Raw genomic sequence first — 12,991 nt, 5'->3', positions numbered from 1 at the left:
TCTGTGTGATAGAACGTCGAAGACCGTTCAGGAGGGTCGGACGTGACAGACAAAACAGTCAAAAACCGCAGGTGGGTATTGGTTGGCGGTGGGGCGCTTGTCGCCACCGGTTTCGCAATCCGGGAATACCGTTTGATCCCGCCCAGCTATGCTGGCGGACATCTCAGTGTCGAAGCCGCGCACCAGCAAGCCCTGTCTGGCGACATTTTACTGCTGGACATCCGAACGCCTCGGGAATGGCAGGCGACGGGCGTGGGCGAAGGGGCCCATCCGCTGGACATGCGTCGTGACGATTTCGTTGCAGCGTTGGATCAATTGACCGACGGGAATAAGAACGCGCCGGTTGCGCTGATTTGCGCGCGCGGAGTGCGGTCTGCGCGGCTCAGCAACAGGCTCAGCGAGGCGGGGTTCACCAATATTATCGACGTGCCGGAAGGTATGTTGGGCTCCGCAGCCGGGCCGGGTTGGGTGCGTGCCGGGCTGCCCGTCGGCGCATATGACGAGGCAGGCCAATGATCCGCGCTGTCGCGATGGCGGTGGCCGCTGTATTTGCGGGGCAGGCCAGTTATGCCGCTTGCGCGGATCAGGATGAGGCGTGTCAGACCGACTCGGGTGCGTATCACATCGAACTGCCCAAAGCAGACAACCCACCTCTGGTCGTGTTTCTGCACGGGTACGGGGGCAGCGGTACTGGCACCATGAAGAACCGCAGTATGGTCAAGCCCCTGCTTGCACGGGGATATGCTGTGATGGCGCCCGAAGGGTTGGAACGACCAAGCCGCCCCGGAATCAAAAGCTGGAATTTCTATCCCGGTTTCGGTGACCGGGACGAGACCGCCTTTCTGACCGAAGTGGTAGATGACGCTGCCGAACGGTTTGGTATCGACAGGGACCGTGTGATTTTGGGCGGATTCTCGGCTGGCGGGTTCATGGTCAATTATCTGGCTTGCGATGCACCCGAGACGTTTTCGGCCTATGTGCCCGTGTCAGGTGGGTTCTGGCGGCCGCATCCCGAAACCTGCGAAGGTCCGGTGCGCCTGTTTCATACTCATGGCTGGATTGACAACGTGGTGCCGCTGGAAGGGCGGCTGTTGGGTGGGGGCCGGTTCCATCAGGGCGATATCTTTGCCGGGCTGGAAATCTGGCGCTTGGCCAATGGCTGCGTTGATACCAAACCCAGCGGTTTTTCGACCACGGGCCCCTTTATGCGCCGCTATTGGAGCGGTTGCGCAGATGGCAGCGCGCTGGAATTTGCGTTGTTCCCAGGCGGACATACCGTACCTAAAGGCTGGTCCGATATGATGGTTGATTGGTATGAGGGCTTGCCCGGCGGGTGATCATTCTGCCGGGGTCATCACGCCTTTGCCCTCGATCACGCGCTTCAACTCGTCTCTGTGACGGCGGGCAGACCGGGTGATCGCGGGTTCCTTGACGTCTTCTCTCATCCCGACCATGCGGCGCGCAGAAGCCGAAGATACCCCGCTGAGCGCAGACAGCGGGATCGCAAAGGCCAGGCTGATCGCTATCGGGGCCAGCCAGATGGACACCAGGCCCGACAGAATGCCCACACTCAACGCAATGCCACTTACCGTTTCCAGTGCGTGACACAGGACCAATGTGCGCAAGCCATAGCTGCCGCCATCGCGCGTCTGCGGAGACCACCCCTTTTGAACACCGAAGGCGGTGCGGAAGACGGCAATCATCTGTTGTACCATCAGGATGGGTGCATAGAGGATTGACAGCACCACTTCGGCAAGAAACGAGGTGACGAATTTCAAGCCACCGCCGAACTCGGCATAGCGCACACCGCTGAGCGGCAGGGCAAGAACGCCCAGCACCTTGGGCGCCAGCAGCATGGCGTACATGACTAGGATGATCAGCACATGGCGGGTTTCCGACATCTCGGGCCATTGCGGGAACAGAGGGTTGTCAGGGCTAAAGTAATACAGGACCGACGCGTCCTCACCCTGACCGATCAGCGCCCACATCACCAGCAGGGCAAACCACAGCGGCGACATCAGATAACCGACTGCGCCGTGGAACATGTGGAAGCGGGACACCGCGCGGAACCCGGTCGAGCCCAGCAATTTCAGGTGTTGCAGGTTGCCCTGACACCAGCGCCGATCCCTCAGCGCGTGGTCGATCAGCGTAGGGGGCGTCTCTTCATACGACCCGCGAATACGGGGTAGGAAGCGCACGGCCCATCCGGCACGGCGCAGCAGGCCTGCTTCGACGAAATCGTGGCTCATGATCAGCTTTTCCTGACCATTGAAAGCGCGCAGCTTAGGCAGACCCGCGCTTGAGGCAAAGGCGCGCGTGCGGATGATGGCGTTGTGGCCCCAATAGTTGCCTTCTTGCCCGCACCAACGGGCCAGGCCTTCGGCAAAGGCGATGCCGTAGACGCCGTTGGCAAATTGCTGCATCCGGGCAAAGACCGATTGCGCGCCGATCAGCTGCGGGTAGCTCTGGATCAGACCGGCTCTGGGGTCACGCGCCAAGGCGTCGGTCAGGCGGGTGATGGCACGACCGGTCATCAGACTGTCAGCATCCAGCACCAGCATGGCGTCCCAATCAGCCCCCCATCGGCTGACCCAATCGGCGATATTGCCAACCTTGCGGTCAGTGTTTTCAGGACGACGGCGGTAATACAGCTCAAGGCCAGGGGCGAGTGTGGTGCGCAGCGCCTCGACGCTGGCCTGTTCCTGTGCGGCGATCTCGGGGTCGCGCGTGTCGGACAGGATGAACATGGCATAGTGATGCTGACCACCGCGCTTACTCAGATCTTCCAGCATGGTGCGGGCATTGCCCAGCACGTTCCATGGCACCTCGTTGTAGACGGGCGTCAAGAGCGCCACGCGCAGGGGCTGAGGGCGGCCTTCGCGTTTCGGCTGTTCCTGCCGAGACAGGGACACCATGCCCAGCAGCACGGTGCAGACAGTGAAAGAAATCCAGAAGAAGTTAAACGAGATCAACGTCAGCAAGATGCCTTCGATCAGGTTGATCCCTTCGGCCCCGAACCAGTCGGACATCACCCAAAGCAGTCCCAGAGTGGCCGCCATCGCAGGCGAAAAGGCCAGCGCACGCCAGAACCCGGCCGAGGCGCGCTTGCCATTCGGCACCTGCGCATCCCGAAACCCGGCGCTGAAATCCTGCGCGGGCATCGCCAGAGGGGCCTCGGGCGGCATGATATGCAGATCGCGGCTCATGTGGTCCAACGGTAGAGCCAAACCTCAGAGGCGGGCTGTTTGTCCTTCAGGAGCTGCGCGCGCAGCTCTACGTGGTTCCGCTCGCCCGGTTGGAACGAGAAGGCTAGCCGCAAGCCGCCGGTATCGGGGTTGCGTTGCAGCACGCCGTCCGAGGTCTCGGCATGGGGCGAGTCAACAAAGATGGTCATCGCATCGGGGTCATCGAACAGGTCCGAGGCCTCAAAATCGATCACTGCCAGACGTCCTTCGCCGAAGGTATTGTCGCCCATCGCGGTGCTGATCACGCGCGGCATGGGCGTGCGCTGGGGTTCTTCGCCCCAGATCAAACGATAGGACATGTCGATCTGGCTGCCGGCGGCATAGGGCTCGGCCGGGCGCCAATAGGCGACGATGTTGTCATATATCTCCTGATCCGCCGGAATCTCGACCAGCGTCACGGTGCCTTTACCCCAATCGCCCTTGGGTTCGACCCACAGGCCGGGGCGCTTGTGATAGTTCGCTTCAAGATCCGCATAGTCCGAGAACTTGCGTTTGCGCTGCATCAGGCCAAAGCCGCGTGGGTTCGTGTCCACGAACGACGAAATCTGCAGGCGGGTGGGATTGGCCAAAGGCCGCCACAGCACCTCGCCCGCGCCATTGCGAACCATTAGGCCATCGCTGTCATGAACGGCGGGGCGGAAATCGTCAAACCGGCTTTGGTTGGTCTGGTCGAACAGGAACATCGAGGTGCCGGGCGCGATGCCCACATGGGGCAGCTCTTCGCGGGGGAAGAGCGTTGCTTCGACATCCATGATGCAGTCGGCCCCGGCGGTGACGTTGAACCGATAGGCCCCGGTCACGCTGGGGCTGTCCATCAGCGCATGCACGACCATGTTTCGCTGGCCGGGTTTGGGGCGTTCCAGCCAGAAGCGGATAAACTCCGGGAACTCCTCCCCATCCGGATCGCCGGTTTTCAGGGCCAGACCACGCGCGGACAGCCCGTAAACCTCGTGCAGACCAATGGCGCGGAAATAGCTGGCGCCTTGCCAGACGCAGAACTCATCGGTCTTACCGGGGCGGTGCATTTCGGTGCGAAGGCGCAAGCCCGAGAACCCCAGCGTGTCGTCGATGGGCAGGGTCGGCACGTCTTCGGATTTGTCGAACATCGACAGATCGAACGTAACCGGGGTGGTCATCCCGTCCTCGACCGTTGAAACCTTAACAGTGCGCGGGAAGTACAGGCCTGGCGTAAAGAAATCTACGTTGAACGGCGTCTGGGTTTCATACCACAGCGCACGGTCCAGCCGGAACCGGATCGAGCGATACTGTTGATACGTCAAGTCCTGCCATTCCTGCGGAACCATTTCACGCTCGGCATAGGGTTGGCTGGCCAGTTCACGGGCCAGCGCGATCACGTCATTGCGGTCAAAGGGGACCTCGCCACTGGCGGCAAAGGTGGCCGGAGCGAAAGCAAGCGCCGAGGTTGAGGCCAGAAATGCGCGACGTGTGAAATTCATTTTTTAGACTTCCAGGGCTGTGACTTGAACCAACCGGCCAGATAGGCCACGCCGATGATCATGGCAAAGCCGATCATGTTGGCGATGAAGACGCTGGCAACATCCCGCCCACTCAGGTCCAGCCCAACGCCGATCAGGCGCGCTGCTGCCATGGAAAAGACGAAGACCGCCAAGGATTGCTGCCCGACCTTGGTGATGACGGTCAGCAGGAACTCCCAAACTTTCGCGGCTGCACCCTGACCGGTTGCGATCAGGCGATGGCCATGCTCACCCGCGACGACCCAGCCCAGATAGGCCAGTGAGAGGAAGTGAACATAGCGCAGCAGGCCAAACTCGGTCTTGCCCCGCAGTTCCGAGGTCAAGGGCCAGCCCTTGCGCAGCACGGCACCTAATTCCGGCGCGGCATTGTTGATCCAGGTGAAGACCTTCCACGATCCAAACGGGGCCGACAGGATCAGGAACAGTACGGCAGCCCAGATCAGGGTTTTCGATACAGGGGGGGCAGGGATCCACCCGCGCATGAAGGCAAAGCCGGTAAAGAACAGCAACTGCCAGCCGAAGGGGTTGAAGAACCACTGACGGTCTGACCAAGGCTCGGCCGGCAGGGCCAGCGCACCGGTTTGTGCGACCAGCCAAATCGCAATCGACGTGGCGGCCACGGCCCAAAACCCGATGCGGTACAGGCCCATGTAAACGGGCATCAGCGCCAGAACCACCAGATACATCGGCAGGATGTCAAAGTAGTTCGGCACGTATGTCAGCGTGAACAGGCCGACCATCTGTGGCGCGGGATCGTTGAAGAAATGCTGGAGGTTCAGCGAGGAAATATATGTTTTCTCGAAGAAACCCGTCTGGTCCAGCGCCGCCATCGACATGGCCACAAAGAAGAACAGGCAGATATGCGCCCAGTAGACCTGCCAGATGCGGAACGCCACGCGAGCCGTCCCCATCCACCAGCCCTTGCGGGCAAAAGCCCCGCCGAACGCGATTGCCGAGGCCATGCCCGAGCAGAACACGAAAATCTCGGTTGCATCCGAATAGCCGAACCGCGCCGGAATCCATCTGGCCCAAGGGTCGTTCGGGATGTGTGCGATCAGGATGATGAACATCGCGATGCCGCGATAGAAATCCAGCCGCGGGTCGCGCACGCGGGCAGGGGCGGCTGCTTGGGCCGCCACAGGCGCAAAATCAGAAGCGGGCGATGCTGTCGCCATACGTGTTCTGTCCTTCTTTGGTCTTTTTTTGTTATTCAGCCGGAACGCTTTGTGCATCCCGGTCATCGCGTGCCGCGTCGATCAATTCGCGGCGCGCAAGGGCGTAATTGTCCTCGCCACCGGCCCGTTTTGCGCGGCGATCATCCAGGATGCGCTCGACCGCATCCAGACGTCCGGCGCGCAGGCCGGAATCAATTGTGATGCGCTCGAATACATCACGTTGCGCGTGACTGCCACCTGCCATCTGCATTCCGTCACGTGCGGTGGTCAGGAAATCAAAGGCTTGACCATATAGTCCGTCACCAAAGGCTTCCAAACCCTTGGCCGCCGCGATGCCCGGATCGGACATGCGGATTGGGGTGTCGCCCTGATTGCGCTGGGCGTCTTTCTGGATGCGTTTCAGCATCTTTCCGGTTGCTTCGTCCCGGTTATCGCCAGTCAGAGCCAGCAAATAGTGCAGGTCGGCAAAGATCAGGCAGCCGTCTTCGGTGCGATTGGCGCTCAGGTCAGCCAGTTCTTCCCAGCGATTGCCGACGTTTACGCCCTCAAGTTCCAAACGGGACAACAACGAGGTCGCGTTCGAGATATCGCGGTAATCGTCGGTTTTGTCCTGACGGATGTAGTTGTCATACAACTCCATCACCTGATCGACCTGGCCCAGATCCAGGTGCATCAGCGCCTTGTGCCACCAGACGTGATAGCGGAAGTTGTTACAATGCGCCCAAGCGTCCTCGCGCCCGGCCAGCCAATCCAGACCCAGCTGTGCGTTGCCGGTCATTTCATGCACGTGGGCCACCGCGTGCAGGCCCCATGCGTCATCTGACACCATCCACAGCGCCTGACGGCCTGCAATCTCGGCCTTCTCATAGGCACCGGTTTCTTCTAGCGCGAAAGAATGGCAGCCCAACAGATATCCACGGCCCGCGTGATCAGGCTCATACGCCGGCATCACACGTTCGATCGAGCGACGCATGCCTTCGGCGTCGCCCAGAACAAAGCGGGTGGCATGGCTAAGCTTCATCGCCAGCGAGTCTTGCGGATGGGCGCGCAGGATTTCCTCGAACTTCTGAACGGCTTGCGAGGGCAGATCGGACAGATACAGCTCCAGCGCTTGTACATAAAGGCGTTCGCGTGCGGTTACCGGTTGACGCTCCATCGCGGCATTGGCAGCGGCCAGAGCATCGACGGCGACTGGCATCATCTCGCGGCGGCCCAGCAGAACCATGAACAGACCTTTGATCGCATGGCCCAGGGCAAAATCCGGCTCGAGCTCCAAGACTTTTCCCAGATGCTGAGGCGTCACCGCCGCATGCGCCATGAACCCGAGCAGCACGCCATCCCATGCCTCGGCGCTTGCCGAATGGCTCAGGGTGTTCATCTGTCCGAAAACGTCTTGTTTCATGCTCGTGGTCCGATCCGTTGAGAATTAGTACATTATTCGACTTATCAGAGACTCTAGCGGGGTCGTATCAGTATCGACCGACCTCTCGAATTGGTGAAATGCTGTGTGTGCAAAACGTGAAAAAAACCGCCGATTCAACGGCATGTTTCAGCAACATGCCGCCGAATTAGGCATTGTGTTTCAGTCTTCAAACGGGTTTTCGGCGTTCAGAACGGCCTGAGTGTCCGCGCCAAAGGTTGGTGGAGCACTGCGATATGTTACAGGCGTTTTGGACAGTTTCAGTGGATTTCCGATCAGATTCACCTGTGCCGGGTCGGCTTGCATGGCGATCTGCATCTGCCTTGCGGCGACCTGATCGGTGGCAAAAATCTGATCCAACGTCTGCACCGGGCCCACAGGCACTTTGCGCGCCTCAAGCTCGGCAATGACGGTTTCAGTGTCATGGTTTTGCACGGCTGGGCGCAGAATTGCATTCAGCGCATCACGATGTTCCAGACGTGATGGGTTGGTCGCAAAACGGGGATCGTCCGCCAAGTCAGGCTGTCCGACGAAGTCACAGAACCGTCTGAACTGACTGTCATTGCCAACGGCCAGGATCACGTGCCCGTCCGCCGTTTGATAGACGTCATAGGGCACAATATTCGGATGCCCGTTTCCACGCCGCTGGGGTACATGACCCGAGGTCAGGTAATTCACACCCTCATTGATCAGCCACGCAATTTGCGCGTCAACCAGCGCAAGGTCGATCTGCTGGCCCTCGCCTGTTTGATCCCGATGGCGTAGCGCGGCCAGAATACCGACGGTCGCGTACATGCCGCACATCACGTCAGCGATGCCAACGCCCACTTTCATGGGCGCGCCCTCGGGATCACCGGTCAGAGACATGATCCCGCCGTAACCTTGTGCCATCAGGTCATATCCGGGCTTCGACGCGTTTGGTCCGTCCTGTCCGTAGCCTGAGATCGAGCAATAAACGAGGCTGGGAAATTCCTGCGACAGAGTTGCATAGTCCAGCCCATACTTCGCCAACCCGCCGGGTTTGAAATTCTCGATCAGGATATCGGCATGCGAGGCGAGACGTCGGATTGCCGCCTGACCCTCGGCTGTTGTGATGTCGATTGCCACAGATTTCTTGTTACGGTTGGCCGACATGAAATAAGCGCTCAGGTCCGATGCATTCCCGTCCGCGTCCGTCACATACGGAGGGCCCCATTGCCGCGTGTCATCGCCGCCGGTTGCTGGGTTTTCGATCTTGATCACGTTTGCGCCCAGATCGCCCAGCAATTGCGTGCAGGTCGGTCCTGCCAGAATGCGGGACAGGTCCAGAACCTTGATGCCCTTCAGCGGCCCCTCAGATCCGGCCATCATAGCCTCCACGGTCGATCTCGGCGGCGATGACGGTAAAGCCGTCGGCCTTGACCGCCGCATCCAGCGCCGCGCGCAGTTCTTCGCGGTTGCGCACCGTGTGGCCGTTACCGCCGAACGCGCGGCCCATGGCGGCAAAGTCGTGGCGGTCGAAATCCACGCCTGTGTTGCCCATCTGGCGCTGGCGCTGTTTCAGCTCAATCAGCGCAAGGCTGGCATCGACAAAAACCAGAAAGATTGGGTTGCCGCCCATCTCGGCGGCGGTCGACAGCTCTCCGGCGACCATCAGGAACCCGGCGTCACCCGAGAAGCTGATCACTGGGCGGTCGGGTTCGGCCAGTTTCAGGCCAATCGCCATCGGCACGGCACAGCCCATGGTACACAGGGCCGAGGATTGGATCAGCCCGCGTTCCTCGGAGCAGTCCCACATCTGGCTCAGCAAAATACGATGCGCGCCGCTGTCGGCGGTCGCCAGCGTGTTGGCGGGCAGGGCAGCGCGGGTTTCGGCGATCACCGCCGCGGGCCCCCAGTCGTCATCAGTGGGAAACGCCTGCGCCAAAGCGGCTTTGACTTGCGCGGGTTCGCCACCCAGCCATGTCTTGCGCGACGGGGTGCCTTTGGCGATGGCCTCCAGCGTCTCGCCGGTATGTGCCACCAAATTCAGCCCCGCCTGATGCATGTAATGGTCATTGGGCACAGCCGAGACGTCGATCACGCGCTTTTCCGCTGGGTCCCAGATCTCACGCCAGCCGGGGCGCATTTCGATCGGGTCATAGCCCAGACACAGCACCAGATCAGCCTGTTCGACCAGCGGAACCAGATGTTTGTCAGCCAGCGGCGAAAGGCCCGCGCCACCTAGGCACAGAGGATGATCCTCAGGCACGACGCCCTTGGCCTTGTATGTCGTCACGAAGGGGATGTCGAAATGCTCCAGAAATGCCTGCACCACGTTGCGCGAGTCGTCATAGAGAACATCCAGCCCGACAATTGCGATGGGCCGTTCGGCCTGCGACACCCATCGGCGGGCTTTCTCGACGCAGTCGCCCGCAGGGGATACAGAGGCAATCTTGGCGCGGCGGCGCGGTTTTACGCCCGACACGCGGGTATCCGCGACCGAGATCGGCACGTCGATATGCACGGGACCGGGGCGCGGCTGATTGGCCAACGTAACCGCCTTATCGGCAATAATGTCTGCGCCTTTGGCGGTCAGTGTAAACGTCCCTTTGGTGATCGAGCGATAGACCTGCGCGTGATCCATCACCTGATGGGTATAGGTCAGCGCCTCATCCGCATCGACGCAGCCGGTCAGCACGATCATCGGCACCCGGTCTTGCAAGGCATTGGCGACCACGTTGATCCCGTTCATCGCACCGGGGCCAAGGGTGGCGACCAGAATGGCAGGCGCGCCATCGCGGTGATGCACGGCCTCGGCCATGAAACCGGCGGCGTTTTCATGCTTGGTCAGATGAAAGGTGATTCCGGCCTGTTCCAGCGCATCGACAAGGGTCAGAACCTCACCACCGGGCATTCCAAAGGCGTGGCGACATCCGGCCTCGTACAAACGTTGGGCCAGAAGGTCCGCTGCGCGGGGCGAGAGGTCTTGCATAAGTCATGCTCCGAAAAACTGTTTCACAGCAGATTGCGGAGGACGGCCCCAGACGCAAGGCGGATCACGCCAGTGTGACTATTTGACTGCTGTTTCAGCGACAGCTTGAAACTTGCCATCTAGTTCCTCGGCGATCTCACGTAAGGGGGCTCCGCCCTCAGAAACGTAGGGCGCAAAGACAAAACTGGGAGTCTTGTAAGACAGGGTGGCGGTGCCGTCCTCATTCTCGGTGACATAAAAGCGGATCGGCGCCTCGATCATCGCGTTCACCGAGGTTTCCAGCACGCGCACGGCGTAGTCGTTATTGAAGGCGCCGATAACCCGATTGCCGGGGATGGTGATCCCGCGCGATGCAGCGGCCTTGGTCGGGCCTGCCTGCGTGACCACGATCAGACCATTGGCCTTGATGGCATCCTTGGTGTCGGCAACCAACGCGTCATAACTTTTGTCGGTTGCGTAGCTGGCCCAGCCCGAGAGGGGCTCGTCTGCCAAAGCAGGGGTCGCTAACAGGGTTATCGCAGTCCAAAGGGCTTTCATCGGGGCCTCCTGTTACGGGGTTGAGACTGTGATGCCAGAAAGCGGTACAGGGCGCATTCACAATCTTGTGCGTTTTCCCGATTGCGCCTGTGGCCGGAAACCCCCAGAAACAGGCAAATGCCACCCGATGAGGTCCGAATTGGATCAGATGCGCCTGTTGATATGTTCGTCCTGTGCCGGTTCCCGCGATTGCGGGGCTGAGGTCAAAGCTGTCGAATTCGCTCTGACTCGCGCGGGGATTGAGGGAAGGGTTTCGGTCGATCAGCACGCCTGTTTCAGCGGATGCTCTGAACCCGTGGCCATCGCGCTGCAGGCCGATGGCGGGGCGTCATATGTGTTTTCAGGGGTCGATGTCGCTTCGGACGCCGATGATATCGTGGCGACCTGCCGGACCTATCTGGAAAGCCCCAAAGGCTGGATCGAAGACGCCCGGCCTTGCGGGCGGCTCCGAATGTGCTTGCGGGCGCGTATCCCGGCGCTTTAGTCGACCTGTAGTGTGACCGCCGCGCTGACGGGGATGTTGTCGACCGTCAGCGGGCTGTGGCCGTTTGCGTTCAGAGAGACCGAGACTTCGACCTCGCCCTGCGGCAGATGGTCGATATGCATCCAGTTACCGTACAGCCGGGCCAGTTTCTCTCCATTTACGTAGACATGTGCATGCCCCTCGCCGTCGACATCGGTCTTTGAGGCATTTTGTGGTGAGAACCGAAAGTTCTGCGGCATGACATGCAGGTTCCAGCCCGCCATAGGATCGGGCGTAAGAGCGATCTCAAGCCCCGGAGCATCAGCGCCAGCAGGCAGGTTGATGGCAGTCGAATGATCGTGTGCGGCTGCCTCGGCGTGAGATGGACTGTGATGTGCAGGATCGCCATGGTCATGGCCGTCGAAAGTGACGCCATTTGCAGCCGCAACCACAAATCCTGCACCACTTCCAAAAACTATGCCGATTGCAAACAGGGCAAGTGAGCGTGCCATTTTATGTTCCTTGATGGTAGTAGAAACACGCCGAGCTGGTCTCGGCGTGTTCATAAGCGTGCTTGTCAGGCCGCAGCTTCGGCACGCTGGCTTTCATGTCGCCAGAAGCACCCGGCGAATGCCCCGACCAGAACCCAGGCTACCAGTCCGATGCCAAAAGCGCGCGCGGCAAACAGCGCGCCGATCTCGGTCGGAACGGGGCCGGTGAACACGTCCGGCTCGGGCGCGCCGATCAGATGTGGGGCCAACAGCAGGGCGGCTGCGATCACATAGCTGATCAGAGTGCCGCCAAAAGCAATCAGCCACATGGCAACACCTGCTGCTGCGACGGTCGCAAACCACCAGATTTGACGCGCAGCGACATCGGCTGCTGCCACGCCGGGCACTTCTGGCGCGAGCGAGAATCCGGGTGCGAGGTGTACGGCAATGAACCCCGCAAGCCCCCACAAAACGCCGGTGCGCCCGTCAATCTTATGGCCGTTGCCCTCAGCCACGGACATCAGCGCAATCATCATCAGCGCATAACCGGTATAGATAAGCATCGTGAAAATGACGCTCAGCGCATCGCGGAACAGGTCCGAGAACATTCCCGGTAGCTCGGGGTGAGCACTTACGACGTCACCGCCGAAATGGATCAATTCGCCCGATTCATACAGTTCCGCGTGCAGCAACACAGGTTGCACAAAGACCAACTGCAGCAAGGCGGCAATCAGCCCCGCTGCAGCACCAGCGAACAACGCGCTGGTCAGGATACGGCTAAACATGGGTTTAGTGGCAGGGGAAGCCGGTCGCGTGGCGCACATCGTGGGCTGCGTCATGCAGGGCCGCGGCCTGAACGTGGCCGGTCAACGTGATGACGCCAAGGCCCAGAACCACAGCGAACATAACCGGCAGGATACCAACGCGTGAGGTCGATGCGGTTGTTGCTTGAGTTGCCATTTTTAGTTCTCCTTTACCGTCGCACCCGACGGTTGGTGTTTTCATTCGTGCCTGGCAGGTCTCCTGGCTGGCGGGTCGATGCCTCTGTTCGCCTTCCCCCTGAAACTTAGGAGTGGCTGGTTGAACAGGGCTCACCGCTTACAGTCGCGGGGGCGGCTGTGGATTCGATCGCGCGCGGTCTCACCACATTCCCTCTTAGCTTGCCGGTATTGCCGACAGGACCAGACAGGTTCATTTAGCCGTTACATCTG

Annotated in this window: 13 protein-coding genes and 1 riboswitch; of the genes, 3 read left to right on the top strand and 10 right to left on the bottom strand. The window is 60.4% G+C overall.

Features of this window, described 5'->3' with window-relative positions; genetic code table 11:
* Positions 1-42 precede the first annotated feature (42 nt).
* Positions 43-516, top strand: a complete 474-nt coding sequence (locus ACR0DX_RS02155) for a rhodanese-like domain-containing protein (protein WP_170354686.1) — start codon at positions 43-45, stop codon at positions 514-516.
* A complete protein-coding gene (locus ACR0DX_RS02150) occupies positions 513-1,337 on the top strand; it encodes an alpha/beta fold hydrolase (RefSeq protein WP_170354685.1) in 825 nt (274 codons plus the stop codon). The genes ACR0DX_RS02155 and ACR0DX_RS02150 overlap by 4 nt, the downstream gene beginning before the upstream one ends.
* On the opposite strand, the gene mdoH is transcribed toward ACR0DX_RS02150, so the two are convergent.
* The 7 genes from mdoH to ACR0DX_RS02115 form a co-directional block, all read right to left on the bottom strand.
* Positions 1,338-3,206: a glucans biosynthesis glucosyltransferase MdoH gene (gene mdoH, locus ACR0DX_RS02145; protein WP_170354684.1), complete on the bottom strand. Its 1,869-nt coding sequence runs from the start codon at positions 3,204-3,206 to the stop codon at positions 1,338-1,340.
* Positions 3,203-4,702, bottom strand: a complete 1,500-nt coding sequence (locus tag ACR0DX_RS02140) for an OpgD/OpgG family glucan biosynthesis protein (protein ID WP_480845020.1) — start codon at positions 4,700-4,702, stop codon at positions 3,203-3,205. The genes mdoH and ACR0DX_RS02140 overlap by 4 nt, the downstream gene beginning before the upstream one ends.
* Positions 4,699-5,916 (bottom strand): OpgC domain-containing protein, encoded by a 1,218-nt coding sequence (locus tag ACR0DX_RS02135; protein WP_170354682.1) that lies wholly within the window; start codon positions 5,914-5,916, stop codon positions 4,699-4,701. The genes ACR0DX_RS02140 and ACR0DX_RS02135 overlap by 4 nt, the downstream gene beginning before the upstream one ends.
* A gap of 31 nt (positions 5,917-5,947) precedes the next feature.
* A complete protein-coding gene (locus ACR0DX_RS02130) occupies positions 5,948-7,318 on the bottom strand; it encodes a tetratricopeptide repeat protein (RefSeq protein WP_170354681.1) in 1,371 nt (456 codons plus the stop codon).
* Between the two features lie 180 nt (positions 7,319-7,498).
* Complete coding sequence (locus ACR0DX_RS02125) at positions 7,499-8,683, bottom strand: CoA transferase (protein WP_170354680.1); 1,185 nt, start codon at positions 8,681-8,683, stop codon at positions 7,499-7,501.
* Complete coding sequence (locus ACR0DX_RS02120; protein ID WP_170354679.1) at positions 8,670-10,289, bottom strand: thiamine pyrophosphate-binding protein; 1,620 nt, start codon at positions 10,287-10,289, stop codon at positions 8,670-8,672. Before ACR0DX_RS02120 ends, ACR0DX_RS02125 begins: the two co-directional genes overlap by 14 nt.
* 78 nt (positions 10,290-10,367) lie before the next feature.
* Positions 10,368-10,826, bottom strand: a complete 459-nt coding sequence (locus ACR0DX_RS02115) for a DUF302 domain-containing protein (protein WP_170354678.1) — start codon at positions 10,824-10,826, stop codon at positions 10,368-10,370.
* A gap of 127 nt (positions 10,827-10,953) precedes the next feature.
* On the opposite strand from ACR0DX_RS02115, the gene ACR0DX_RS02110 reads away from it, so the two are divergent.
* Positions 10,954-11,310 carry a DUF1636 family protein gene (locus ACR0DX_RS02110; RefSeq protein ID WP_353390465.1) on the top strand — a complete coding sequence of 119 codons (357 nt, stop codon included), beginning with the start codon at positions 10,954-10,956 and terminating at the stop codon, positions 11,308-11,310.
* Here the strand turns inward: ACR0DX_RS02110 and ACR0DX_RS02105 are convergent.
* The 3 genes from ACR0DX_RS02105 to ACR0DX_RS02095 form a co-directional block, all read right to left on the bottom strand.
* Complete coding sequence (locus ACR0DX_RS02105) at positions 11,307-11,801, bottom strand: hypothetical protein (protein WP_170354677.1); 495 nt, start codon at positions 11,799-11,801, stop codon at positions 11,307-11,309. The genes ACR0DX_RS02110 and ACR0DX_RS02105 overlap by 4 nt on opposite strands.
* Positions 11,802-11,866: 65 nt before the next feature.
* Entirely contained in the window at positions 11,867-12,565 is a 699-nt protein-coding gene (locus ACR0DX_RS02100; RefSeq protein WP_170354676.1) for a CbtA family protein, read from the bottom strand.
* A 4-nt stretch (positions 12,566-12,569) separates the two neighbouring features.
* Entirely contained in the window at positions 12,570-12,740 is a 171-nt protein-coding gene (locus ACR0DX_RS02095; protein WP_170354675.1) for a CbtB domain-containing protein, read from the bottom strand.
* 36 nt (positions 12,741-12,776) lie between these two features.
* Positions 12,777-12,981, bottom strand: a riboswitch (cobalamin riboswitch).
* Positions 12,982-12,991: the final 10 nt, after the last annotated feature.

Source organism: Ruegeria sp. D3, from assembly GCF_056534465.1.
The sequence above is the reverse complement of the archived record's forward strand: the minus strand, read 5'-3'. Positions and strand labels throughout refer to the sequence as shown.